Consider the following 24,929-nt stretch of genomic DNA (forward strand, 5'->3'; position numbering starts at 1 on the left):
CGCGAACGGTTGACGCTCCGGGCCGGAAGTTGGATAGCGTTGCCGTGTGCCAGAGAACCAGCCGACCGTCGCCACCGTGGGGGAGTCGGGCCTCCTCGCGAGAATCTTCCCCCTCCTGCCACAGGGCCCCGCCACCCTCCTGGGCCCCGGGGACGACGCCGCCGTGGTCGCCGCTCCTGGAGGCAGCGTGGTGGTCTCGATCGACACCCAGACGCAGGACCAGGACTTCCGCCTGCGCTGGAACAACGGCTATGCGAGCACCGGCTACGACGTCGGGTGGAAGTCCGCGGCCCAGAATCTGAGCGACATCAACGCCATGGGCGCGGAGCCTCACTCGCTGCTCATCAGTCTCACCCTGCCCCCGGAGACGCCTGTCGCCTGGGTGGAGGACTTCGCCCGCGGAGTGCACGACGCCGTGCGCGCGCTGGGGGCGGAGGTCGCCGTCGTCGGGGGTGACCTCGGCCGTGGCCGGGAGATCTCGGTGACCGCCACGGCGATGGGCCGGGAGGTGGCCGGGAAGGTCGGACTTCGTTCGGGAGCCATGGTCGGGGATGTCGTGGCCGTGGCCGGGCGGCTGGGCCGTGCCGCCGCCGGGTGGTCCCTCCTGGAGAGCACCGTTCCAGTGGGGGATCTCACTCCGGCCCAGCGTGCGCTGATGGATGCCCAGTGCCGGCCGTGCCCGCCCCTCGGCAGCGGTGCGGAAGCCCTCGCGGCCGGCGCCACCGCCATGATGGACCTCTCCGACGGTCTGCTGAAGGACTCCGGGCGGCTTGCCCGGGCGAGCGGCGTGACGCTCGAACTCGACCCGCTTCTGCTGGCCGTCTTCGGCCCGGAACTGCGTCCCGCGGCAGAGCTGCTGGCCGCCGTGCCGGGGTCCGGCGAGTCCGCGGAGGACCTGGTCCGCGGCTGGGTCCAAGGCGGGGGAGAGGACTTCTGCCTGCTCAGCACTTTCCCAGGAAACGGTCCCGTACCGGACAGCTTCACTGTTGTAGGCTCAGTGGTGCCCACCCCGCCGGGACAGGAACACCGTTCCCGGATCCGCGACGGCGAGGGACATTCAGCAGGGCATGCGACGCAAGGATGGGATCACTTTGGGGCACCATAAGATTGCCGCCAACGCTCAGGCGATGAGGCGCTGGCTCTGCGCCGCCGAGCAGGTGGTGGGCAATCACAGCGACCGTCTGAATGCCATCAATATCTTCCCCGTGGCCGACGGCGACACCGGAACCAACCTCTACCTGACCCTCCGGGCTGCGGCACGAGCCATCGGCACCGAGGAGTACGCGGTGGGCGTCGACGTCGGCGTCGTGCTCTCCGATGCCGCAGGCGCCGCCATGGAGAACGCCCGCGGGAACTCCGGCACGCTCCTGGCCGTCTTCCTCGCCGCGCTCGCGGAATCCGTGCAGGGACACCCGCGCCTCAGCGCCCCCTTGCTGGCCTCCGGTCTGCGCCGGGCCCGGATGCGCTGCTGGTCCGCGCTGAGCGAGCCCGTCGAGGGGACCATGCTCTCCGCTCTGGCGGCCGCGGCGGACGCCGCCGAGGAGATGGACTCCGCCCTCAACGGCGACGACAGCAATCTGGCCCTCGCGCAGTCCCTGAACCACGTGGTGGAGACGGTCCAGCAGGCCGTGGTCCGCACGGAGGAGCAGCTCGGCGCCCTGCGCCAGGCCCAGGTGGTGGACGCCGGCGCGGTCGGGTTCCTGCTGGTCCTCGACTGCCTGCGCGGCACCATCCTGGGCACGCAGACGAGCGAGACCGCCTGGGACGAACTGCACGGATATCAGACCGAATTCCCGCACATCCACGGCGACATGCCTGCCGACGACGGTTACGAGGTCATGTGCACCATCGAGCTGTCGCCTCTGGACGCCGCCACCCTCCGGCAGCGCCTCGACGAGATCGGCGAGTCTGTCATCATCTCACCGGTGAAGGCCGTGTCCGGACACCGCGACGGCGTGGACGTGCAGGAAGGCGAACTCAGTTACCGCTGGCGCGTCCACGTGCATGCGGCGGACCCGGCTCCGGTGCTCGAACTGATCAACGCCCTGGGTGAGCCCGCCAACGTCACCTTGTCGGAGCTCGCCGCCCCCCGCGAGTCCTGAATGGGACGGCGGAACGCACGCGTGCCCGCGGTCCTGGACCCTTCCGGCCGGAGGCGGTGACCCGTGGAACAGCACACCTCCCTTGAGCTCCTGCTCGGCAAGCGCGTGGCCGGGAGCCTGGAGAAGAATCTGGGCCTCCATACCGTGGCGGACCTCCTGGACGACTTCCCGCGCCGGTACCTGGACCGCGGAGAGCTGAGCAGCATCGAGACCCTGCCGTTCGACGAGGACGTCACGATTCTCGCCCGCGTCATCTCGAGCAGCACCCGCACCATGCGTGCCCGTCGCGGCTCCATCACCGAAGTGGTGATCAGCGACGCCGAGGACGAGTTCGGGCCGTCGCTCTCCTCCGTGAAACTGAGCTTCTTCAACGGCTTCAAGGCGAAGCAGCAGCTCCAGCCGGGTGTGCTGGCGCTGTTCTCCGGCCGGGTCGGCTCCTATGCCGGCAAGCTCACGCTCACCAATCCGGACTTCATCCTGCTGGACGAGGCGGTCACGAGCACCGCGGACGCCGAGGCTCTCGCGCGGATGCCCATCCCGGTGTACGCGGCCACCGCGAAGGTGAGTTCCTGGACTGTCCAGCGGGCCGTCGGGATCGTGCTGGACCAGGTCGACACGGGCAGCTGGGGCGACCCGATCCCCGCGGAGATCCGCCGCCGGAAGCACCTTCCCGGTCTGTCCGAGGCGTACCGGATGATCCACCAGCCCGCCACCGCCGAGGACTACTGGCGCGCGCGTCACCGCTTCCGGTACCAGGAAGCGCTGGTCCTCCAGACGGCGCTGGCCCGTCGCCGTGCCGAGATGGCGCAGGAGGTGGCCACCTCCCGTCCCGGACGGCTCGACGGCGCGCTCCAGGCCTTCGACGCCCAGCTCCCCTTCACGCTCACCGCGGGTCAGCGGCGTGTGGGCGAGGAGCTCTCCCGTGACCTGGCGACCTCCCATCCCATGAACCGGCTCCTGCAGGGCGACGTGGGCTCGGGCAAGACCCTCGTAGCGCTCCGGGCGATGCTCCAGGTAGTGGATTCGGGCGGTCAGGCCGCGCTTCTGGCCCCCACGGAGGTCCTCGCCGCCCAGCACGCCGAGTCCATTCGCAGGACCCTCGGAACCCTCGCGCGCGACGGTCTCCTCGGCCCCGGTGACGGCCCCTCCGTGAGCGTCGCCCTCCTCACGGGTTCACTCTCGACGGCGGCACGCCGCCAGGCGCTCCTGGACGCGGCCTCGGGCGACGCCGACATCGTGGTGGGAACCCACGCCCTCCTGGGGGAGAACGTCACGTTCTTCGACCTCGGGCTCGTGGTGGTGGACGAACAGCACCGTTTCGGCGTGGAGCAGCGCGACGCCCTCCGGGCCAAGGCGGACGCGCCCCCGCACCTGCTCGTCATGACGGCCACGCCCATTCCGCGGACCGTGGCCATGACGGTCTTCGGCGATCTGGAGACGTCGGTGCTGGACGAACTGCCCGCCGGGCGCGCGCCGATCGTCACCCACGTGGTGGGGCTGCAGGAACACCCCTCCTGGGAGGCTCGGCTCTGGCAGCGGGCCCGGGAAGAGGTCGACGCCGGCCGCCAGGTGTACGTCGTGTGCCCCAAGATCGGCGATGGCGACGTCTCCAACGATGACGGCGGCGAGGGCCTCGCCGACCCGTCCGGCGGCGAGCAGGGCACGCAGCAGCTGGCCGGCGTCGTCGGCATGCTGGAGACGCTCCGCGCGGCCCCGGCCCTCCAGGGCGTGCGGGTGGAGGCCCTGCACGGGCGGATGGCCCCCGAGGAGAAGTCCGCCACCATGGCCGCCTTCGCCGCCGGAGAGGTGGGCGTGCTGGTGTCCACGACGGTGATCGAGGTGGGCGTGGACGTCCCGAACGCGACGCTCATGGTGATCCTCGACGCCGACCGCTTCGGCATCTCCCAGCTGCACCAGCTGCGCGGCCGGGTGGGCCGTGGCGGCCTGCCGGGCACGTGCCTCCTGGTCACGCGCCTGGAACCGGATCACCCCAGCAGGGAGCGGCTGACCGCCGTCGCCGCCACGACCGACGGTTTCGCGCTCTCCCAGGAGGACCTCAAACTGCGGCGGGAAGGCGATATCCTGGGCTCCCGGCAGTCGGGCGGGCGGTCGACCCTCAAGCTGCTGCGGGTCATCCAGGACGAGAAGATCATCGCGGAGGCCCGGGACGACGCCCAGGATCTCGTGGCCGAGGACCCCACCCTGCAGCAGCATCAGGCGCTCCGGGTGGCGATGGAGAATTATCTGAACCCGGAGAAGGAAGCCTTCCTTGAACGGGGCTGAGCACGGACACCGGTGCGCGGCGGGACCCGAGGCCCCTCACGCACTCGAAGGAAGGAACCCATGAGCCGGATCATCGCAGGCGCCGCCGGAGGTCTGAGCCTGGTCTCGGTGCCGGGCACCGCCACGCGCCCCACCACCGACCGGGTCAAGGAGGCGCTGTTCTCGCGCCTGGAGTCGTACGGGATCCTGCAGGGCGCCGAGGTGCTCGACCTTTTCGCCGGCTCCGGAGCGCTCGGGCTGGAAGCCGGGAGCCGGGGCGCCGCCTCGGTCACGCTCGTGGACTTCGACGAGAAGGCGTCCCGGGTCTGCCAGAAGAACGCCGAGCTCGTGACAGCCTCGGCCAAGGGGCTGCGGACGTCGGTGCAGCGGGCCAAGGTGGCCACGTTCCTGGAGCGGTCCGCCGTGGGATCGTGGGACCTCGTGTTCCTCGACCCGCCGTACCCGCTCAGCGAGGAGGACCTGGTGAAGGTGCTGGAACTGCTGGTGCCGCGGCTGTCGGACGGCGCCGTCGTCGTGGTCGAGCGGAGTTCGCGGTCTCCCGAGCCGGAGTGGCCCGAGGGACTCGAGCGGTTCGCGGAGAAGAAGTACGGCGAGACGACCCTGTGGTTCGCGGAGCCGGTCTGAGCGTTCGTTCCCAGACCGGGAGTATTCGTCTGACGTGCGCCCGTCGGGTGTTTTCCCCCGCGGCTTAGACACGCCTCTGCGCTCGTTCCTCGCTCCGAGTCGCGATGCGCCGCTTCCGGGAAAACGCCCGCCGGGCGGCCATCATGTTTCCCTGGGCTTGCGGTCTTTCCCCTGCGCTTCAGCGGCGGGGAAAGACCATAAGCCCGGGGACGATCACCCCAGCCAGTCTTCGAGCTCCATGCCGCTCAGGTGGCAGGGGCGCTGTGACGGTGGTGAAGGATGAGTTCCATCCAGACATTGTCTGGACCTCCCAGATCGTCCGGAGTTCTGTGGGTTTCCAGGAAGCCCCATTGCTCGTAGAACGTACGGGCCCGGGTATTGCCCTTCTTGTGCGCCAGGCGAACGGTTGCCGCCTCGCGTGCCGGACCGTCGATGACCGCCTGGAGCAGTTGCGCGCCGACGCCAGATCCCTGGCAGTCCGGCATCACATAGAGCTTCCACAGGTCCACCACGGAGCCGTCGACGGAGAACATCGCAACGCCCACCACGCGACCGTCCAATTCGGCGACCAGGACCTGCCCGGCCTCGATGGCGTGAGCGATTCCGTCGCGAGCCCACCAGCGTGCCAATCCAGCCGTGACGTACTCGGCTCCGGCCAACTCCAGATACGTGGAAGGCCACGTCACGTGCCCAACCGCGACGATGCCGTCGACATCAGCGTCCCTGGCATGGCGAACATGCGTGTTCATCGCTCACCCCAGCCAGTCTTCGAGCTCCATGCCGCTCAGGACCGCGGCGGGGTGGGGGCCTGCGGCCAGGAGGGCTTCCGTCCAGGCGGCGGGCCACGGTTCGGTGCGGGCCGCGAACACGATGTTGCCCGGGTAGCGTGCGGCGAGCATGCCCGTCTCGCAGAGGGCCGCGACCCCACCGGGGAAGACCTCCAGGAGTGCCCTGCCCTGGCTGCGGATGAGGGTGAAGGGCGGGTCGTCGCCGACGTTGACCAGGAAGAGCCCGCCCGGTTCGAGCCGCTCCGCCACTTCGCCGTAGAAGTCCGCCGACGCGAGATGCGCCGGAGCCTCCGGACCGGAGAAGACATCCAGCACCACGACGTCGAAGCGCCGCGTCCCGCCGTCGGCCTCCGGTTCCAGTGCCGCGAACTCCGCCCGCGCATCGCCCAGCGCCATCTCCAGCCGGGTGCCCTCGGGCAGGGGCAGTTCCGTCAGGACGAAGTCCGGCAGCTCGCGCTCCAGCTCCACGGCCCACTGGCGCGAACCGGGGCGCGTGTGCTGCAGATACCGGGGCAGGGTGAGGGCGCCGGCGCCGAGGTGCGCGGCCGTCACGGGCTGTCCGGGCGGCGCCACGAGGTCCGTCGCGTGGGCCATGCGGGCGAGGTACTCGTAGAAGATCTGGCCCGGGTCGGCCAGGTTCACGTGGGACTGCTCGGCGCCGCCCAGTGCGAGGATCGCCGACCCGGGCACCAGGGTGTCCGGCTCGATGCTCGCGTGGACACCACTGGCCCGGAGGTACCGCGAGCTCATCGGCTCACCGCTGAGGACTGGCCCAGCGCCTCGCTCAGCCCGCCGAGGCGGGCGACCGCCTCACGGAGCACCGGCTCGCGCTTGCAGAAGGCGAAGCGGAGCAGACTCGCGGTGCGGCGCGCGCCGTCGTCGTGGCAGAAGACCGAGAGCGGGATGGCGGCCACCCCGATGCGTTCCGGCATCAGCCGCGCGAGGGCGGCGGCGTCGTGGAAACCCAGGGGAGCGGTGTCCACCGTCACCAAGTAGGTGCCCTGCGGCTCGTACACGGTGAACCCGGCGGCCCGCAGGCCGTCCGAGAGGAGGTCCCGTTTCCCGCGCAGCGTTTCGGCGAAGCCGCGGTAGAGGGAGTCGTCCAGGTTGAGAGCCGACGCCACGGCGCCCTGGAACGGCGTCCCCGAACTGTAGCTCAGGAACTGCTTGACGGTGCGGGCGGCCGCGACCAGGGGAGCGGGACCGCTCAGCCAGCCGATCTTCCAGCCGGTGAAGGAGAACGTCTTGCCGGCCGACGAGACCGTGAGGGTGCGGTCGAAGGCGCCGGGACGCGTCGCGATGGGCACGTGGGGGACGTCGAAGGTCAGGTGCTCGTAGACCTCGTCGCTCAGGATCACCGCGTCATGCCGCGTGGCCTGCTCGACGATCAGGTCGAGCACCTCCGTCCCGAACACCACGCCGCACGGGTTGTGAGGGTTGTTGAGGATCACCAGGCGCGTCCGCGGACCGAACGCGGCGGCGAGTTCCTCCGGGTCCGGCTGGAAGTCCGGGGCGCGGAGCGGGACGGTGCGGTGCACGCCGCCCGCCAGGGCGATCATCGCCCCGTACGAGTCATAGAACGGCTCGAACGTCACCACTTCATCCCCCGGGCGCACGACGGCGAGGATCGCCGCCGCGATCGCCTCGGTGGCGCCGGTGGTGACCACGACCTGGGTCTCCGGATCGAGCCCGATCCCGTAGAAGCGGCGCTGGTGTCCGGCGATGGCCTCCCGCAGCGGCAGGATCCCCTTGCCCGGCGCGTACTGGTTCTCGCCGCGGGCGATCGCCTCCTGGGCGAGCTCGCGGATGGGTCCTGGGCCGTCCTCGTCGGGGAACCCCTGGCCCAGGTTGATCGCCTGGTGGCGGACCGCCAGGCCCGTCATCTCCTCGAAGATGGTCGTCCCCAGGGAGCCGTCGGCGCCGACGAGGTTCGCTCCCCGAGCCGCGTCCATCCACGGGGAGTCCGTCAGCCAGGGGATGTCTTCTGCTGGGGTCACGTGAGGTGCCTGCTTCGCATGGTGCCGCTCCTGGCGTCCACGCCCGTGCATCACGTCGTGGGCCCTGGGAGGAGGCGCGGCGCGCCCCTGTCGGTCATGCTATCCCGGGCACCTCTGCTGTAGCGTCGAGACATGCGTCGTGCTGTGTGCCCCGGTTCCTTCGATCCCATCCATCATGGGCATCTCGAGGTGATCGCGCGTGCCGCGAACATCTTCGATGAAGTGGTGGTGGCCGTGTCGACCAACCCTGCCAAGAAGTACCGCTTCACGCTGGAGGAGCGGCTCGACATGGCACGGGAGACGCTCGGTTATCTGAGCGGGATCATCGTGGAGCCGATGGGAGAGGGCCTGCTCGCCGAGTACTGCCACCGCCGCGGAGCGAGTGCCATCGTCAAGGGCCTCCGTTCGTCGAGTGATTTCGACTACGAACTCCCGATGGCCACCATGAACCGGCAGCTCTCCGGTGTGGAGACGGTCTTCCTCGCCGCGGAGGGCCGTTTCACCCACATCTCCTCCTCCCTCATCAAGGAAGTGGACTCGCTGGGCGGGGACATCTCCGACTTCGTGCCCCGTGCCGTGCTCAAGCGGCTCGGCGGCGGCGCGCCGAAGGCCTGAGACCCGGCGGTTAAGGGTAGGATTTCTGGGTGAACGGACCAGGCTGAGGCCTGCGGTTTGAGTCAAGTGCCTGCCTCACGCTAAGATGGTTCGTCGGTCCTATGTTCTTTCAGGAGTTCTCATCAAACGCGATCACCGCACACCTTTGACTATCGACGTCAAGGATCTTGGGCGCAGCCCAGGCAGCATGCGGACCCTGGAAGAGCAAGTGCCAGCACCAAGTGATCTTGGTGTGCCGCTCATTGGCGTGAAGGAAGGTTCCCCCGTGGAGCTGGACTTGAGGCTGGAGTCCGTACACGAAGGAATTCTGGTATCGGGAACCGCGGATGTCCTCATCGAGGGCGAATGCGGCCGCTGCCTGGATCCCCTTGCGTATGACCAGCGCGTCACTGTGCAAGAGCTTTTCTTCTACCCGGACCACGTGTCCGAGGCAGAGGGAGACGATGAAGAGCAACGTCGAGTCGAGCACGATGAGATCGATCTTGAGCCGGTGTTGCGGGATGCGGTAGTGACTGCGCTGCCCTTCCAGCCGGTGTGCCGGGAAGATTGTCAGGGGCTGTGTTCCGAATGCGGAATTCGCCTTGACGATGAGCCGGGGCACCACCACGAGGTATTGGATCCTCGCTGGGCTGCCCTCGCGAATTTGCAAGGCCAAACCGGCAAAACCGATTGATTCAGTGTTGGACCCAAGTTCAGAGATGGACTGAGAGAGAAAAGAGTTAGCCGTGGCTGTTCCCAAGCGGAAGATGTCTCGCTCGAATACCCGTGCCCGCCGCTCCCAGTGGAAGGCTGCCGCCCCCAACCTGGTGAAGACCGTTGAGAACGGCCGCGTCACCTACAGCCTGCCGCACCAGGCCAAGGTTGTGACCGACTCCGCCGGTACCGAGCTCTTCCTGGAGTACAAGGGCCGCAAGGTCGCTGACGTCTAATCCGCCCCCGGCTGATATGACGTCTTCACCCGAAGACCTGATGAAGCGTCTCGGCGTCACTCTTGACGCCGAGACGCTTCGTCTTGCACTCACACACCGGTCCTATGCCTACGAGAACGGCGGGATCCCCACCAACGAGCGCCTGGAGTTCCTGGGCGACTCGATCCTGGGATTCTCCGTGACCGACGCGCTGTACCGTGATTACCCGGATCTGCCGGAGGGCGAGCTGGCCAAGCGCCGCTCCGCCGTCGTCAGCACCCGGGCGCTGGCCGGCGTCGCGCGCCAGCTCGGCGTCGGGGAGCACATCTACCTGGGCCAGGGCGAGAAGCGCACCAACGGGATGGACAAGGCTTCCATCCTCGCGGACACGATGGAGGCCCTGATCGGCGCCTGCTACCTGAACCACGGGATCGACGTCGCGCGGGACATGGTCATGCGCCTCATGGGTCCCCTTCTGACGGATGCCGCCGCGCTGGGCGCGGCCACCGACTGGAAGACCTACATCCAGGAGTACGCGGCCAGCCGTCAGCTCGGCCCCGTCCTTTACGAGGTCACCGGTTCCGGCCCGGACCATGCCCGGGTCTTCCAGGCCGTGCTCATGATGGGCGGCACCGCCTACGGCACCGGCCACGGCAATTCCAAGAAGGAAGCCGAACAGGAAGCCGCGGGTGACGCCTGGCGTCACCTGAACCCCGCTCCGGTCGAATCCTGATCCATGCCTGAGCTGCCCGAAGTCGAGGTGGTGCGCTCCGGCCTGGAGCGGTGGGCGGTCGGCCGCCGCATCGAACACGCGGAAGTGCTCGACGCGCGGAGCATCCGCCGCCACGACGGCGCGCCTTCCCACTTCACCTCCTCCCTCGGCGGCGCCCGCATCAACGCGGCCGTCCGCCGTGGCAAGTACCTCTGGCTTCTGCTCGAGCCGGCCGGGGGAGAGACCGATCCTCCCGGCCCGTTCCCGGCCACCGCGCTCCTGGCCCATCTCGGCATGAGCGGCCAGCTGCTCCTCGAAGAGCCGGACGCCCCGGATGAGAAGCATCTGAAGGTCCGTCTGGGACTCAGCCCGAGTCCCGGGATGCCGGACGAGCTGCGGTTCGTGGACCAGCGCATCTTCGGCGGGCTGTCCGTCACCTCCCTCGTGCCCACGCTCGACGGCCTGCCCGGCGGGCGTGGTTCCGAGGCGCCGCTTCTGCCCGGCGAGGTCCGGAACATCGCCCGGGATCTGCTCGATCCCCACTTCGATCCCGAGGCCGTGCACCGGGTGCTCATCCGCCGTCGCAGTACGGTCAAGCGAGCTCTGCTGGACCAGAACCTCCTGTCCGGCGTGGGCAACATCTACGCCGACGAGGCCCTGTGGGCGGCCCGTCTGCACGGCGAACGCTCGACGGCGACCCTGCGGCGTCCCGAGACCTTCCGGCTCCTCGACGCGTGCCGCGAGGTCATGGAACGGGCCCTGGCCGCGGGCGGCACCAGCTTCGACTCCCTGTACGTGAACGTGAACGGGGCGTCGGGTTACTTCTCCCGGTCTCTGAATGCCTACGGACGGGAAGGGCAGCCGTGCCTGCGCTGTGCCGCCGAGGGGCGGGAGACCTTCATCCGGCGGGCGTCGTTCATGAACCGCTCCTCGTACTTCTGCCCCAAGTGCCAGCCGGTGCCGCGGGGGCGGCGAGCAGAGTAGTCGCCGTCGGACCGGCTTCCGCCAGCCTGACCAAGCCCCTGCGCCGCCGCGCCACCCTCAGAATCCCCGCCACCCCGGGATAGTCTTGGGGGACGCGTATTCCTCCAACCCGTCCTGAGTCGGCCAGAGAGTCCCCACCACCGTGCACCTGAAGAACCTCACCATCCGTGGCTTCAAGTCCTTCGCCTCGGCTACGAGCTTCACGTTCGAGCCCGGCGTGACGGCCATCGTGGGGCCCAACGGCAGCGGCAAGTCCAATGTGGTGGACGCCCTCGCCTGGGTCATGGGGGAGCAGGGCGCCAAGACCCTGCGCGGCGGCAAGATGGAGGACGTCATCTTCGCCGGGACTTCCGGCCGCCCGCCACTCGGTCGTGCGCACGTCTCGCTTACCATCGACAACGCCGACGGCGCCCTGCCCATCGACTACAGCGAAGTCACCATCTCCCGCACCCTGTTCCGCACGGGCGGCAGCGAGTATGCCATCAACGGGACCAGCTGCCGGCTTCTCGACATCCAGGAGCTTCTGTCCGACTCGGGTCTCGGCCGTGAGATGCACGTGATCGTAGGGCAGGGCCAGCTGGACCGCATCCTCCACGCGACCCCGGAGGATCGCCGCGGCTTCATCGAGGAGGCTGCCGGCATCCTGAAGCACCGCCGCCGGAAGGAGCGCACGCTCCGCAAGCTCGACGCCATGCAGGGCAATCTCCAGCGCCTCAGCGACCTCTCGGCCGAGCTGCGCCGCCAGCTGGGCCCGCTCGGGCGGCAGGCCGCCGTCGCGCGCCGGGCCCAGACCGTGCAGAGCGAACTCCGGGACGCCAAGGCGCGCCTCCTCGCAGACGATCTGGTGCGCCTCACCGGGGAACTCGAGTCCGACGCTGCCCGCGAGCAGGCGCTCCGGGAGCGGATCGCCGTGGTCGAGGCGGATCTCGCGCAGGGCCGCGAGCAGCAGTCCCTCGCCGAGCAGTCGGCCGCCGCGATGTCCCCGCGGATCACCCAGGCCCGCGCCACCTGGCACCAGCTGACAACCGCCCGGGAACGCCTGCGCGGTCTCGGGCAGCTCGCCACCGAGCGCCACCGCCTGTTGGGCAGCTCGGAGCCCGTGACACGCCAGAACGACGCTGAGCAGATGGAGCAGCAGGCCGTCCGGGCCCGGGAGGAAGCCGCCCGGATCGCCACCGAGGTGGAGCAGCTGAAGGAGATGCTCGACGTCGTCGTGAACCAGCGTGCGGAAGCCGAAGCGCTCGCGCGGGCCGAGGACGCCCGGGTGACCGCCGCGCTGCGGGCCGCGGCGGACCGCCGGGAGTCGCTCGCGACCCTGAGCGGCAAGGTGGGCGCCGCGCGGTCGCGCGTGCAGTCCGTCGAGGCGGAGCTCGGCCGCATCCACGACTCGCTGCTCGAATGCGAACGCCGCCGCGCGACGGCGGAGGCCGAGTTCGCGTCGCAGGAGGCTGAGCTCGCGGACAGCGAGTCCGGTGAACAGGACCTGGACAGCGAGTACGAGGAGGCCGCGGACGCCCTGGAGACGCTCGAAGCGCAGGACGATCGGCTCGCCGCGGAACAGCGCGACGCCGAGCACCAGCTCGCCGCGCTCGGCGCCCGGATCGAGGCGCTGCGCCAGGCCACGGCGCCCCGGGACGGCAGTGCCCGTCTGGAGGGCCACCCCGGGATTCTGGGAAGCATCGCGAACGCCGTCAAGGTCACGCCGGGCCACGAGGCCGCCATCGCCGCGGCCCTCGGGCCGTTCGCCGAGGCGCTCGTCGCGGACGGGGTGGAAGGCGCCGCCCGCGCGCTCGAACAGCTCAAGGACGAGGACGCCGGCCGGGCGAACGTGCTGATCGGGCGCCCGGGCGAGCTGGACGGCCCGGCGCGTACCGAGCCGGGGGAAAGTCCCGAAGGCACTGTTCCCACCGACGCCGTGCCGGCACACGCCGTCGTGACCGCCCACGGCCCCGGCGGGGAAGCGGTGCTCCGGTTGCTGGAGTCCGTCCTCATCGCCGAGACCCTCCAGGCGGCCGGCAGGATCCTCGCCGCGGCACCGGACTCCACCGTGGTGACGCGCGAGGGCGACGTCCTCTCCGCCCACACCGCGAGCGGCGGTTCCCCGGCGAGCGGCTCGCTCCTGGAAACCCAGACGGCCCTCGAGGAGACCGAGCAGCGGCTCAGCAAAAAGACCTCGGAACTGGAACGGCTGCGGTTCGCCCGCAAGGGACTCGCGGACCAGCTGGAGCAGGCCCGGGAACGTGCCGACGCCGCTCTGGACCGCCTGCACGAGTCCGATGCCACCCTCGCCGCGTCCGCGGAGAAGCTCGGCAGCCTCAAAGGTCAGCTGCGCTCCATCACCGCCGAAGCCGATCGCCTGCGGGAGAGCCGTGACCGGGCTCAAAAGACCCTCGCCCAGGAGAACGAGAGCCTGGAAACCCTCGCAGCCCAGCTGACCCGGGCCCATGAGGACGCCTCCCAGTCGCAGGAGGGCGAAGCGATCCAGGACCAGCGCGAGACGCTGGAAGCCCGCGCCCGTGAGGTCCGGGCCATGGAAGTGGACGCCCGGCTCGCCCTGCGCACGGCCGAGGAACAGCTCTCCAACGCCGAACGCCGGGCGGCCGGACTGGAGCGCGCGGCCGCGAGCGAACGCCGGGCCCAGCAGGAGGCCGTGGTCCGCGCCGAGCGCCGCCGTCGTCAGGCCGCCCGTGCGGCCGCCGTCGCGGAGGCCGCACGGCAGGCCGTGCTGGTGGCGGACCGCTCCGTGGAGCGCGCAGCCGCAGAACTCGCCCGTGTGGAAGAGGACGGCAGCAAGTACGACACCCTCCTCGGAGGCCTGCGCGCCGGGAACGACGCCCTCGCCCGGGAACTCGCGGAGCTGACCGGGTCCGCACACAGGGATCAGTTGGCGCTCACTCAGCAGCGCGCGCGGATCGAGGCCGTGGAGCAGCGGGCCATCGACGAACTCGGACTCGGCCCGGAGGAACTCGTGGCCGAATTCGGGCCCCATCTTCCCGTGCCGTCAGCAGACGGCGGCCAGGACAAATGGGCCGAGCTGCGGCAGGAGGTGGATGACGACGGCAACCCGGTCCCCACGGGTGTGCCCTTCGTCCGCGCCGAGCAGGAGAAGCGCCTCAAGCGTGCCGAGAAGGACCTGTCCTCGCTGGGCAAGATCAACCCGCTGGCCCTGGAGGAGTTCGCGGCTCTGGAGGAGCGCCATCAGTTTCTCAACACGCAGCTCGAGGACCTGAAGGCGAGCCGCAAGGACCTTCTGGACATCATCAAAGAGGTGGACGCCCGCGTGCAGGAGGTCTTCTCCCAAGCCTTCGCCGACACGTCGGAGCAGTTCGTCCACGTCTTCGGGCGGCTCTTCCCGGGCGGTGAGGGCCGCTTGGTCCTGACCGATCCGGACGACATGCTCACCACCGGCATCGAGGTCGAGGCGCGGCCCGCCGGAAAGAAGATCAAGCGGCTGTCGCTGCTTTCCGGAGGCGAACGGTCGCTGACCGCAGTGGCGCTCCTCGTGGCGATCTTCAAGGCGCGCCCCTCGCCGTTCTACGTCATGGACGAGGTGGAGGCCGCCCTGGACGACGTCAACCTCGGCCGCCTCATCACGATCTTCGAGGAGCTGCGCGAGTCCAGCCAGCTGATCGTGATCACGCACCAGAAGCGCACCATGGAGGTGGCGGACGCCCTCTACGGCGTCACGATGCGCGGCGACGGCGTCACCACCGTGATCTCACAGCGCATGGGGGAGTAGCCCGCGTGAGAAGCTAGGGGGGTGAATGACGTCCTCCTTCCCGTGATCCTGTCCATCGTCGGCGCCCTGGTGGTCATCGGCCTGGCGGTCCCGCTGCTTCTCAAGGGCCGCAACTCCCGGAAGTACACCAGCACGCGTGACGCGAACGATCCCGTGCGTCCCTCCTCGGGCGGCACCGCCGTCCTGGACCGCGACGACGAAGCGGCCGCCGCGCACGACGCCGCCACCTCACCCTCCGCGGGCACGCTCGTCGAAGAGCCCGTCGAGGAAGTGGTGCCGGCCGCACCGCTCGTGGAGCGCCCCGCTCCGGTGGCCGGCCGCCTGAACCGCCTCCGGGCCCGCCTGGTCGGCTCGGGCAACATCCTGGGCAAGGGCCTGCTCGCCCTGCTCTCCAGCGACCGCATCGACGAGGACACCTGGGACGAGATCGAGGAGACCCTCCTCCTGGCCGACCTCGGCACCGAGCCGACCACGGAGCTGATGGATGCGCTCCGCGCCCGAGTGAAGGTCATGGGCACCCGTGACACCGCCGAGGTCCGCGCCATGCTGCGCGAGGAGCTCCTCAAGCTCGTCGACCCGTCCATGGACCGCGCCCTGAACGTGACCCGCCACGCCGAGCGCCCCGCCGTCGTGCTGGTGGTGGGTGTCAACGGCGTCGGCAAGACCACCACGGTCGGCAAGCTGGCCCGCGTGCTGGTGGCCGAGGACAAGGACGTGCTCCTGGGCGCCGCGGACACCTTCCGTGCGGCGGCCGCCGAACAGCTCACCACCTGGGGCGAGCGGGTGGGCGTGCCCACCGTCAAGTCCGACGTGGAAGGCGCCGACCCGGCGTCGGTGGCCTACGAGGCCGTGAAGGCCGGCATCGAGCAGGAAGTCGACGTCGTCATGGTGGACACCGCCGGCCGCCTGCAGAACAAGACCGGTCTGATGGACGAGCTCGGCAAGGTCAAGCGTGTCATCGAGAAGCTGGCCGAGGTGGACGAGGTCCTCCTGGTGCTGGATGCGACCACGGGCCAGAACGGCCTCACCCAGGCCAAGGTGTTCTCCGAGGTCGTGGACATCAGTGGCATCGTGCTCACGAAGCTCGACGGCACCGCCAAGGGTGGCATCGTCGTCGCGATCCAGCGCACCCTGGGCGTCCCGGTGAAGCTCGTCGGTCTCGGCGAAGGCCCCGACGATCTGGCGCCGTTCGACCCCGAGGCGTTCGTCGACGCGCTGCTCGACTGAGCACTTCTCCGGACCGCACCTCTCCGGAACGTCTCCGAAGGCCCCGCAGGCGAACGCCTGCGGGGCCTTCGTGCGTCCCTGGGCTGCGCATCCGGCCATGAAACATGCCGGAAACGTTCTGGACACCGACCCTTTACGCCCAGGCCGGAAGCGTAACAACCATGCAATGAACCACCAGACCAGGTGAAACACGGGAGGCCGAAAGTTGAATGCAGGACGCCCCGGCGTCAGAGAGAACCACGGGCACCTCGCGAGAGAGCCCCTTCGAGAAAGGACCGAAAGCCATGGAACTTACCGCCAGCAATGTGTGGGTCATGGTGGCTGCGGCCCTGGTGTTGTTCATGACGCCCGGCCTGGCATTCTTCTACGGCGGCATGACCCGTGCCAAAGCCGCCCTGAACATGATGATGATGAGCTTCATCTCCATCGGCATCGTCGGCGTGGTGTGGGTCCTCTGGGGATCCTCCATGAGCGGCGGCGAAGGCGTGTTCGAACTGTTCGGCAACCCCTTCGCCACCTTCGGTCTGGAGAACGTCAGCACCCCTGACGGCCTGATCAAGGCCGGTTACGCCGCCACCTTCGCCATCATCACGGTGGCCCTGATCTCCGGCGCCATCGCGGACCGTGCGAAGTTCGGCGCCTGGGCGCTCTTCGTGCCGGTCTGGGTGACCCTGGTCTACTGCCCGATCGCGTTCATGGTGTGGGGCGGCGGTCTCTTCGGCCCCGACGGCGCCATCGGCAAGGCGCTCGGCCCGGCCATCGACTTCGCAGGCGGCACCGTGGTGCACATCAACGCCGGTGTCGCAGGCCTCATCCTCGTCCTGATCATCGGCAACCGCCGCGGCTTCGGCAAGGACCCGAACCACCGCCCGCACAACATCCCGTTCGTCATGCTCGGTGCGGCGATCCTGTGGTTCGGCTGGTTCGGCTTCAACGCCGGCGCCGCCACCACCGCGCAGCAGGGCGGCCTCATCTGGATCAACACCCTCGCCGCTCCGGCCGCCGGTATGCTCGGCTGGCTCGTGACCGAACGCATCCGTGACGGCCACCCCACCTCGCTGGGCGCCGCGTCCGGTGTGGTCGCGGGTCTGGTCGCCATCACCCCCGCTTGTGCCAACGTCAGCCCGGTGGGCGCCATCGGTCTGGGCATCGTGGCCGGTGTGGCCTCCGCCCTGGCGGTCGGCCTCAAGTTCCGCTTCGGCTACGACGACTCCCTGGACGTGGTGGGTGTCCACCTGGTCTCCGGCCTCATCGGCACCGTCGCCCTGGGCTTCATCGCCATCCCGCTCGAAGGATCCCGCGCCGGCCTCTTCTACGGCGGCGGCTGGGACCAGCTGTGGTCGCAGCTGGCAGCGGCAGGCTTCTCCATGGTCTACACCGCGGTCCTGACGGCCATCATCGGCTTCGCCATCCACAAGACGCTCGGCTTCCGGGTCTCGGAGGAGCAGGAGGAGATCGGCGTGGACCTGTCCCTCCACGCGGAGTCGGCTTACGAATTCGGCATCGCCGGCCAGGGCGGCACCTTCCAGCCGCACGGTTCGCTGGAGGCCATCTCCGAGGCGCTGGATCGCCGGGCAGCAGAGTTCCAGCGGGATTCCGCCGGATCCAAGAAGAGCGCAGGCAAGGATCGCAAGGAGAGTGTTGACGCATGAAACTCGTCACGGCAATCGTCCGCCCGGAGAAGCTCGAGAGCATCCGCGAAGGTCTTGAAGCGTACGGAGTCCAGGGACTCACGGTGAGCGCGGCCAGCGGTTACGGCCGCCAGCGCGGCTATACCGAGGTGTATCGCGGGGCCGAGTACAACGTGAACCTCCTGCCGAAGCTGCGGGTGGAGGTCCTGGCCACGGATGAGACGGCGGATGACGTCGTGGACGTCATCATCGCCAGCTCCAACACCGGCCGCGCCGGTGACGGCAAGGTCTGGTCCGTGGACGTGTACGAAGCGGTCCGGGTCCGGACCGGCGAACGCGGAGCGGCCGCCATTTAGCGGAACCGTTCCGGCCTCCCGCACGACGGGAGGCGCCCTTCCTCCCCAGCACGATCACCTCCCCCCACGACGACGGCGACGCACCCGGCCAGGGTGCGTCGCCGTCGTCGTGCGCTCAGGGGGTGGGACTCAGTTCTCGGTGACCGGGCCCTGGGACCCCGCCGGGTAGTCCTCGAGCGGGACGCGCCCGTGGGACCACGCGGACAGGACGGGATCCACGATCCGCCAGCAGTCCTCCGCCACATCGGCGCGGACGGACAGCAGCGGGTCGCCGTGCAGCACGCCGTCCAGCACTTCGCCGTAGGGAAGGAGCGCCGAGGAGTGGAGTTCCGTGGTCAGCTCCGCCCGGGAGAGCTCGAAGCCGTTACCCGCGCTCGTGACGTCCAGACCGATGCTCAGGGTGTCCGGCCCGAAGCCGATCCGCAGTTCGTCCGGCTGGTCGGTGCCGCTGAATCCGGCCGGCAGATGCGCCAGCGGACGGAAGCGGACCACGGCCTCTTTGCGGCGCGTGCCCATGGCCTTGCCGCTGCGCAGGATGAACGGCACCCCGGCCCAGCGGGTGTTGTTGATCTCGACGCGGACCTCGGCGAACGTCTCGGTCTCGCGCTCCGGGTGCACGCCTTCCTCGGCGACGTAGTCGGGGACCTTTCGGCCGCCGATCCTGCCGGCGGTGTACCGGGCGCGCCGCGTGTTGCGGCGGAACGGAGTGGCGACACGGCTGGCCCGCAGCACGGTGGCGATGCCGTCGCGCAGATCCCGTTCCCCGAGGGTCGCCGGGGGTTCCATCGCCATGAGCGCCATCACCTGGAGCAGGTGGCTCTGGATCATGTCCCGCAGCGCGCCCGCGGAGTCGTAGTAGCCCGCGCGGCCTTCCAGGGCCAGGTCCTCCTCGAAGGCGATCTCCACTTCGGCGACGTTGTCCCGGTTCCAGAGCGGCTCGAAGAAGCGGTTCGCGAAGCGCATGCCGATGATGTTGAGCACCGTGGACTTGCCGAGGAAGTGATCCACCCGGTGGATGTGCTCCTCGGGGACCAGACGTCGCAGGGTGCCGTTCAGTTCGCGCGCGGAGGCGGCGTCGGAGCCGAACGGCTTCTCCAGGACCAGACGCGTTCCGAACGGCACTTCCTCGGGGGTGAGCGACTCGCAGGCGAGCTGGCTGATGCGCGGGGGCAGGGCGAAGAAGACGGCCACCGGACCGTCGAGCGAGGCGAGCAGACCGGCCAGGGCGCCGGGCGCGGTGACGTCCACCTGGCGGTACTGCGAGGTGGCCATGAGCTCCTTCCAATGGGCGCTCGCCTCCTCTCCGGCGTCCAGGGGGAGGGCCTTCGCGAGCCGCCGCTGCCACTTGCTGGGCGTCCAGGGCTCGGTGCCCGCGCCCACGAGGGTGAGCCCGGGAGCCCGTCCGGCGGAGACCAGGGAGGCGAGCCCTGGCAGCAGGAGCCGTCCCGTGAGGTCGCCGGAGGCGCCGAGGATGAGCAGTGTCTTGATGTCCTGGGCCCGGGATCGCCGGGCGCGTCGCGTACTGGTCACCATGCCAGCATGCCATCTCGTCAGTCCGACTTGGTACCCTAGAAAGCTGAAAGCCCGTGCCACCCTGGCGCGGGGCCCTGTGAGGGGCTCCATCCCTCACCGGGGCGAAGTCCTGGAACCTCCATCCGAAAGAAGTGCGCGGCGCGTGTTCAATTCACTCTCTGACCGGCTCACAGCGACGTTCAAGAACCTCCGCGGCAAAGGCCGTCTGAGCGAGGCCGACGTCGATGCCACCGTCCGCGAGATCCGTCGCGCCCTGCTGGATGCCGACGTCGCCGTTCCCGTGGTGCGTGAGTTCGCCTCCCGCGTGAAGGAGCGCGCCCTCGGCGCCGAGGTCTCCGCTGCGCTGAACCCGAGCCAGCAGATCGTCAAGATCGTCAACGAGGAGCTCGTCACGATCCTGGGCGGCGAGACGCGCCGCCTGCGCCTGGCCAAGAACCCGCCCACCGTGATCATGCTCGCGGGTCTCCAGGGCGCCGGTAAGACCACTCTGGCCGGCAAGCTCTCCAAGTGGCTCAAGGGCCAGGGCCACAGCCCCCTGCTGGTGGCGTGTGACCTTCAGCGCCCCAACGCCGTGACGCAGCTGCAGGTCGTCGGTCAGCGTGCCGGCGTGCCGGTCTTCGCGCCGCACCCGGGCACCACCAGCGAGTTCGACGTCCCCACCGGCGATCCGGTCGCCGTCGCCGAGGCCGGCGTGGCCGAGGCCCGCCAGAAGCTGCACGACGTGGTCATCGTGGACACCGCCGGCCGCCTCGGCGTGGACGCCGAGATGATGGACCAGGCGCGCCGCATCCGCCAGGCCATCAACCCGGACGAGGTCCTGTTCGTCATCGACGCGATGATCGGCCAGGATGCCGTCAACACGGCCAACGCCTTCCACGAGGGCGTCGACTTCACCGGCGTCGTGCTGTCCAAGCTCGACGGCGACGCCCGAGGTGGCGCCGCGCTCTCAGTCGCCTCGGTGACCGGCAAGCCGGTCATGTTCGCCTCCACGGGCGAAGGCGTGGACGACTTCGAGCTCTTCCACCCGGACCGCATGGCCTCCCGCATCCTCGACATGGGCGACATCCTGTCCCTCATCGAGCAGGCCGAGCAGAACTGGGACAAGGACGAAGCCGCCCGGATGGCGAAGAAGTTCGCCGATCAGGAGGACTTCACCTTCGACGACTTCCTCGCCCAGATGCAGCAGATCCGCAAGATGGGCTCGATGAAGAAGATGCTCATGATGATGCCGGGCGCGCAGAACATGCGTCAGCAGCTGGAGCAGTTCGACGAGCGCGAGATCGACCGCGTCGAAGCGATGGTCCGTTCCATGACCCCGCACGAGCGGGTTGCCCCCAAGATCATCAACGGTTCGCGCCGCGCCCGCATCGCCCGTGGTTCCGGCGTGCACGTGTCCGAGGTCAACGGCCTCCTGGAGCGCTTCGGCCAGGCCCAGAAGATGATGAAGAAGATGGCGCAGGGTGGTATGCCGGGGATGCCCGGCATGTCGATGGGCGCCGGTGGCGGAACGGCCCGCAAGGCGGCCAAGAAGAACGCCGGCAAGAAGAAGGCCCGCTCGGGCAACCCGGCGAAGGCCGCCCAGGAGCTGCGCGAGGCCGAGGCCCGGAAGGCGAACCGCGCCCCGTCCGGCGCGGCGTTCGGGCAGCAGGCGCAGGACTTCGACCCGTCCACCATGGAGCTCCCCAAGGGCTTCGAGAAGTTCCTGGGCAAATAGGGTTTGGTCCTGAACAGCACCGGCGCGCTGCCCCGGGTGGTTTTCGTCCCCGGGCGTGACGCGTCCGGGGCCGCCGCCTGGCCGCGGCAGCACGGTCTGGCGCTCGAGTTCGACGCCTTGTTCCTGAAGCAGCCGGACGGTCGGGCGCTCGACGCCGCGGCCGTCCTCGGCACGATCGCCGACGTGCCGTCCGTTCTCGTGGCGCATGGTGAGGGCGCGACGGCGGCCGTGCAGGCCGCCGTCGAGCATCCCGCTCTGGTGCGGGCCCTGGTGCTGTGCGAACCGTGGCTGCCGGACCTCACGGCCCCGCGTCCCCAGGGGACCGAGGGCGCGATCATCCCGGGTGTCCCGATGCTCGTGCTGTCGGGCGGCTGGGAACCGGCCTACGAACGCACGGCCCGCCTGCTGGCCGAGTCCGGCGCGGAACACGTCGTGGCGCCGGGCGCGCACCGGCCGCAGGACTCCTCCGAGGGCGCGGCCGCGATCAAGGACTTCCTCCGCCGCACCGCCTGAGAGACGCACTGCCTAAACGCACTGCGGGGTCACATCCTGCCGGCTCCGGACGGATCATCCGGCACCACGTGACCCCGCATTCGTGCGGCTCAGTCCTGGGGCGCGCCCACCGGGATCGATTCCACGTAGACCTTGCCGCCCTGGGACCGGAACTCCCGGCTCTTCGCCGCCATCCCGGCCAGTGCCTCCTGAGCCAGGGCCTCCTCCACCGTGGCCTCCTGGGCTTCCCGCGAACCGAAGTCCCGCCGGATGTCCTGGGAGATCTTCATGGAGCAGAACTTCGGCCCGCACATCGAACAGAAGTGCGCGGTCTTGGCCGGTTCGGCGGGCAGCGTCTCGTCATGGAACGCCTCGGCCGTGGCGGGGTCGAGGGACAGCGAGAACTGGTCCTTCCAGCGGAACTCGAACCGGGCCTTGGACAGGGCGTCGTCCCGTTCGTGCGCTCCCGGGTGGCCCTTGGCCAGGTCCGCCGCGTGGGCCGCGATCTTGTAGGTGATCACGCCGGTCTTCACATCGTCTTTGTTCGGCAGCCCCAGATGCTCCTTGGGGGTGACGTAACACAGCATGGCGGTGCCGTAGCGGGCGATCTCCGTGGCGCCGATGGCCGAGGTGATGTGGTCGTAGCCTGGGGCGACGTCCGTCACGAGCGGGCCGAGCGTGTAGAACGGGGCGCCGTCGCAGAGGTCCTGCTGGCGTTCCACGTTCTCGCGGACCAGGTGGAACGGGATGTGCCCGGGGCCCTCGACCATGACTTGGACGTCGTGCTCCCACGCCCGCGTGGTGAGCTCGGCCAGCGTGTCCAGCTCGGCGAACTGTGCGGCGTCGTTGGCGTCCGCCGTCGAGCCGGGCCGCAGGCCGTCGCCCAGGGAGAAGGCGACGTCGTACTGCGCGAAGATCTCGCAGAGTTCGTCGAAGTGCGTGTAGAGGAAGTTCTCCCGATGGTGCGCCAGGCACCAGCCGGCCATGATGGAGCCGCCGCGGGAGACGATGCCCGTGACGCGGTCCGCCGTGAGCGGCACGTACCGCAGGAGCACGCCGGCGTGGATGGTCATGTAGTCCACGCCCTGCTCGCACTGTTCGATCACGGTGTCCCGGAAGACCTCCCAGGTGAGGGCCGAGGCGTCGCCGTTGACCTTCTCGAGTGCCTGGTAGATGGGCACGGTCCCGATCGGCACGGGGGAGTTCCGCAGGATCCACTCGCGCGTGGTGTGGATGTCGTCCCCGGTGGAGAGGTCCATGACCGTGTCCGCACCCCACAGGGTGGCCCAGTGGAGTTTGTCCACCTCTTCGGCGATGGAGCTTGTCACGGCCGAGTTTCCGATGTTGGCGTTGATCTTGACCAGGAAGGCCTTGCCGATGATCATCGGCTCGGACTCCGGGTGGTTGATGTTGGCCGGGATGATCGCGCGGCCCGCGGCGAGTTCGGAACGGACGAGTTCCACCGGGCAGTTCTCGCGGAGTGCCACGAACCGCATCTCCGGGGTCACGATCCCGGCGCGGGCGTAGTGCATCTGAGTAACCCGCCGGCCGGGCCGTGCTTTCAGCGGCGGGCGCTGCGCGCCTTTCCATTCCTCGGAGGCGGCGCCACGGCGTGCGGCCGAGCGGCCGTCGTCGAGCAGATCACGCTGACGCCCCTCATACTCTTCGACGTCGCCGCGGGATCGTATCCAGCCGGCACGGAGGTCCGGAAGGCCATGCTCGGGTTCGCTGCCCGGCCCCACCGTCCGGTACGCCTGGAACGGGGCGTTGGCCGTCCCGTCGGGGGAGTCGTCCAGCTGGATGCTCGTCACGGGCACGGCGATGCCGTCATCTCCCGTGAGGAATTCCAGGCTGTGGGCAGGGGATTGCTGCAAGGATTTCATCGGTACTCACTTCCTTCGCCGGCATTACCCGGTCAGGTTCTACGGTCCGGACAGTGTCAGTCCGATCTCAGCCCCTCCTGGGACACCCGTGTGGTCGCGAACACCGTAGCACGGTCCGGACGGGGCGGTCCGCAACGCCCGGACTGCGACCGTCATCTCCCGCTCGCAGGCTCACTGACCTACGCTTGAAACCATGCCGGACATGCGACGTCACCCAGTCATCGAGTTCACGGGCCCCGTTCTGCTGGGGCCGGACGACGAAGCGCTCGGGCTCTGGTCCGTCGACGGGCGCCTGACGTTCAGGATGCCCACCGTGGAGCCGGACCTCACGCTGGACGGCTGGGTGGTTCCGGGTCTGGTGGACGCGCATTGCCATATCGGGCTGGTCGAGGGCGGCGCCGCGGATGAAGCCACCTCGCTGGCGCAGGCACGCGCCGATCTGGCCGCCGGCACTCTTCTGGTGCGCGACGCCGGGTCCCCTGCGGACACACGCTGGCTCACCGGCCGTGCGGACGCACCGCGCATCATCCGGGCGGCCCGCCACGTCGCCGCGTCCCGCCGCTACCTCCGCGGTCTGGCCCTCGAGGTCGAGGACCGGGACCTCGTGGAAACCGTCCGCGAACAGGCTCGCCTTTCCGTGGCCGCTGACCCGCGGGGCTGGGTGAAGCTGGTGGGGGACTGGATCGACCGCGACGCCGGCGACCTCCGCCCGTCCTTCCCCGCCGAGCTGGTCGCGGAGGCGATCGCCGCGGCCCACGAGGAAGGCGCCCGGGTCACGGCCCACTGCTTCGGCGAGGAGGTCCTGGACGATGTCATCGCCGCCGGGATCGACTGCATCGAACACGCGACGGGCCTTCAGCCCGAACACCTGCCCCGGCTCGCGGAGGCGAACATCCCGATCGTTCCCACCCTCATCAACATCGCCACCTTCCCGGACATCGTCGCCCAGGCCGAGCCGAAGTTCCCGGTCTATGCGGCTCATATGCACGCTCTCTGGGAGGGGCGGTACGAGAATGTGGCCCGCGCCTACGCCGCCGGGGTGCAGGTCTTCGCAGGCACGGATGCCGGCAGCGTGATCGCGCACGGCCGCATCGCGGACGAGGTCGCGGAGCTCCATCGGGCGGGGCTGCCGTCGGTGGTGGCTCTCGACGCCGCGTGCTGGTCCGCCCGCGAGTGGCTCGGAGCGGAGAACCTCGAGGAAGGCGCTCCGGCCGATGTGGTGCTGTACGCGCAGGACCCGCGGAGGAATCTTGGCACGCTGGCGGCGCCCCGCCGTGTGGTGCTGAACGGTGACCTGCCCGGGGAGAAGCGCCCCAGCGGTATGGAATAAATTGAAGCTTC

At 69.5% G+C, this 24,929-nt stretch carries 21 protein-coding genes and 1 riboswitch; of the genes, 16 read left to right on the forward strand and 5 right to left on the reverse strand.

The genetic code is table 11. From position 1 onward, the window contains the following. The first annotated feature begins 46 nt into the window (after nucleotides 1-46). From thiL to rsmD, 4 genes are all read left to right on the forward strand, one after another. Nucleotides 47-1,105, forward strand: coding sequence for a thiamine-phosphate kinase (thiL, locus tag BLV63_RS08285; protein WP_066210761.1), 1,059 nt, complete (start codon nucleotides 47-49; stop codon nucleotides 1,103-1,105). A 22-nt stretch (nucleotides 1,106-1,127) separates the two neighbouring features. Then, entirely contained in the window at nucleotides 1,128-2,102 is a 975-nt protein-coding gene (locus tag BLV63_RS08290) for a DAK2 domain-containing protein (protein WP_066211904.1), read from the forward strand. Nucleotides 2,103-2,165: 63 nt separating this feature from the next. Beyond that, the gene (locus BLV63_RS08295; protein ID WP_066210759.1) at nucleotides 2,166-4,385 is read left to right on the forward strand and encodes an ATP-dependent DNA helicase RecG; all 2,220 of its coding nucleotides are present in this window, start codon (nucleotides 2,166-2,168) and stop codon (nucleotides 4,383-4,385) included. A 60-nt stretch (nucleotides 4,386-4,445) separates the two neighbouring features. Next, a complete protein-coding gene (gene rsmD / locus BLV63_RS08300) occupies nucleotides 4,446-5,009 on the forward strand; it encodes a 16S rRNA (guanine(966)-N(2))-methyltransferase RsmD (protein WP_066210757.1) in 564 nt (187 codons plus the stop codon). 245 nt (nucleotides 5,010-5,254) lie between these two features. On the opposite strand, the gene BLV63_RS08305 is transcribed toward rsmD, so the two are convergent. From BLV63_RS08305 to BLV63_RS08315, 3 genes are read right to left on the reverse strand one after another with little or no spacing between them, the layout of a single operon-like run. Continuing rightward, complete coding sequence (locus BLV63_RS08305) at nucleotides 5,255-5,758, reverse strand: GNAT family N-acetyltransferase (RefSeq protein ID WP_066210755.1); 504 nt, start codon at nucleotides 5,756-5,758, stop codon at nucleotides 5,255-5,257. Between the two features lie 3 nt (nucleotides 5,759-5,761). Further along, complete coding sequence (locus tag BLV63_RS08310) at nucleotides 5,762-6,547, reverse strand: spermidine synthase (protein ID WP_066210753.1); 786 nt, start codon at nucleotides 6,545-6,547, stop codon at nucleotides 5,762-5,764. Beyond that, a complete protein-coding gene (locus BLV63_RS08315) occupies nucleotides 6,544-7,749 on the reverse strand; it encodes an aminotransferase class I/II-fold pyridoxal phosphate-dependent enzyme (protein ID WP_066211902.1) in 1,206 nt (401 codons plus the stop codon). Before BLV63_RS08315 ends, BLV63_RS08310 begins: the two co-directional genes overlap by 4 nt. 177 nt (nucleotides 7,750-7,926) lie before the next feature. Here BLV63_RS08315 and coaD point away from each other — a divergent pair, with 177 nt between their 5' ends. From coaD to BLV63_RS08360, 9 genes are all read left to right on the forward strand, one after another. After that, nucleotides 7,927-8,409, forward strand: a complete 483-nt coding sequence (gene coaD / locus BLV63_RS08320; RefSeq protein WP_066210752.1) for a pantetheine-phosphate adenylyltransferase — start codon at nucleotides 7,927-7,929, stop codon at nucleotides 8,407-8,409. Nucleotides 8,410-8,554: 145 nt separating this feature from the next. Next, entirely contained in the window at nucleotides 8,555-9,082 is a 528-nt protein-coding gene (locus BLV63_RS08325; protein WP_107002825.1) for a YceD family protein, read from the forward strand. 52 nt (nucleotides 9,083-9,134) lie between these two features. Continuing rightward, the gene (gene rpmF / locus BLV63_RS08330) at nucleotides 9,135-9,338 is read left to right on the forward strand and encodes a 50S ribosomal protein L32 (protein ID WP_066210751.1); all 204 of its coding nucleotides are present in this window, start codon (nucleotides 9,135-9,137) and stop codon (nucleotides 9,336-9,338) included. A gap of 16 nt (nucleotides 9,339-9,354) precedes the next feature. Then, nucleotides 9,355-10,050, forward strand: a complete 696-nt coding sequence (rnc, locus tag BLV63_RS08335; protein ID WP_066210749.1) for a ribonuclease III — start codon at nucleotides 9,355-9,357, stop codon at nucleotides 10,048-10,050. A gap of 3 nt (nucleotides 10,051-10,053) precedes the next feature. Further along, entirely contained in the window at nucleotides 10,054-11,013 is a 960-nt protein-coding gene (gene mutM, locus BLV63_RS08340) for a bifunctional DNA-formamidopyrimidine glycosylase/DNA-(apurinic or apyrimidinic site) lyase (protein WP_066210747.1), read from the forward strand. 142 nt (nucleotides 11,014-11,155) lie between these two features. Further along, entirely contained in the window at nucleotides 11,156-14,752 is a 3,597-nt protein-coding gene (gene smc, locus BLV63_RS08345) for a chromosome segregation protein SMC (RefSeq protein WP_066210745.1), read from the forward strand. Nucleotides 14,753-14,773: 21 nt separating this feature from the next. Then, nucleotides 14,774-15,979, forward strand: a complete 1,206-nt coding sequence (gene ftsY / locus BLV63_RS08350; protein ID WP_066210744.1) for a signal recognition particle-docking protein FtsY — start codon at nucleotides 14,774-14,776, stop codon at nucleotides 15,977-15,979. A gap of 284 nt (nucleotides 15,980-16,263) precedes the next feature. Beyond that, nucleotides 16,264-17,631, forward strand: a complete 1,368-nt coding sequence (locus BLV63_RS08355) for an ammonium transporter (protein ID WP_066210742.1) — start codon at nucleotides 16,264-16,266, stop codon at nucleotides 17,629-17,631. Next, nucleotides 17,628-17,966 (forward strand): P-II family nitrogen regulator, encoded by a 339-nt coding sequence (locus BLV63_RS08360; RefSeq protein WP_066210740.1) that lies wholly within the window; start codon nucleotides 17,628-17,630, stop codon nucleotides 17,964-17,966. The genes BLV63_RS08355 and BLV63_RS08360 overlap by 4 nt, the downstream gene beginning before the upstream one ends. 129 nt (nucleotides 17,967-18,095) lie before the next feature. On the opposite strand, the gene BLV63_RS08365 is transcribed toward BLV63_RS08360, so the two are convergent. Next, on the reverse strand, nucleotides 18,096-19,499 hold the full coding sequence (locus BLV63_RS08365; protein WP_066210738.1) for a glucose-6-phosphate dehydrogenase: 1,404 nt from the start codon (nucleotides 19,497-19,499) through the stop codon (nucleotides 18,096-18,098). Between the two features lie 142 nt (nucleotides 19,500-19,641). On the opposite strand from BLV63_RS08365, the gene ffh reads away from it, so the two are divergent. Beyond that, nucleotides 19,642-21,213, forward strand: coding sequence for a signal recognition particle protein (gene ffh / locus BLV63_RS08370; RefSeq protein WP_066210736.1), 1,572 nt, complete (start codon nucleotides 19,642-19,644; stop codon nucleotides 21,211-21,213). 3 nt (nucleotides 21,214-21,216) lie between these two features. Next, nucleotides 21,217-21,726 (forward strand): alpha/beta fold hydrolase, encoded by a 510-nt coding sequence (locus tag BLV63_RS08375; RefSeq protein ID WP_066210734.1) that lies wholly within the window; start codon nucleotides 21,217-21,219, stop codon nucleotides 21,724-21,726. A gap of 89 nt (nucleotides 21,727-21,815) precedes the next feature. Here BLV63_RS08375 and thiC read toward each other — a convergent pair whose 3' ends face one another. Next, the gene (thiC, locus tag BLV63_RS08380) at nucleotides 21,816-23,588 is read right to left on the reverse strand and encodes a phosphomethylpyrimidine synthase ThiC (protein WP_066210732.1); all 1,773 of its coding nucleotides are present in this window, start codon (nucleotides 23,586-23,588) and stop codon (nucleotides 21,816-21,818) included. Further along, nucleotides 23,582-23,688: riboswitch (TPP riboswitch) on the reverse strand. (Overlaps the previous gene by 7 nt.) Nucleotides 23,689-23,790: 102 nt before the next feature. Here thiC and BLV63_RS08385 point away from each other — a divergent pair. Then, entirely contained in the window at nucleotides 23,791-24,918 is a 1,128-nt protein-coding gene (locus tag BLV63_RS08385; RefSeq protein WP_066211897.1) for an amidohydrolase family protein, read from the forward strand. Nucleotides 24,919-24,929: the final 11 nt, after the last annotated feature.

Source organism: Arthrobacter woluwensis, from assembly GCF_900105345.1.
Classification (GTDB): Bacteria; Actinomycetota; Actinomycetes; order Actinomycetales; family Micrococcaceae; genus Arthrobacter_E; species Arthrobacter_E woluwensis.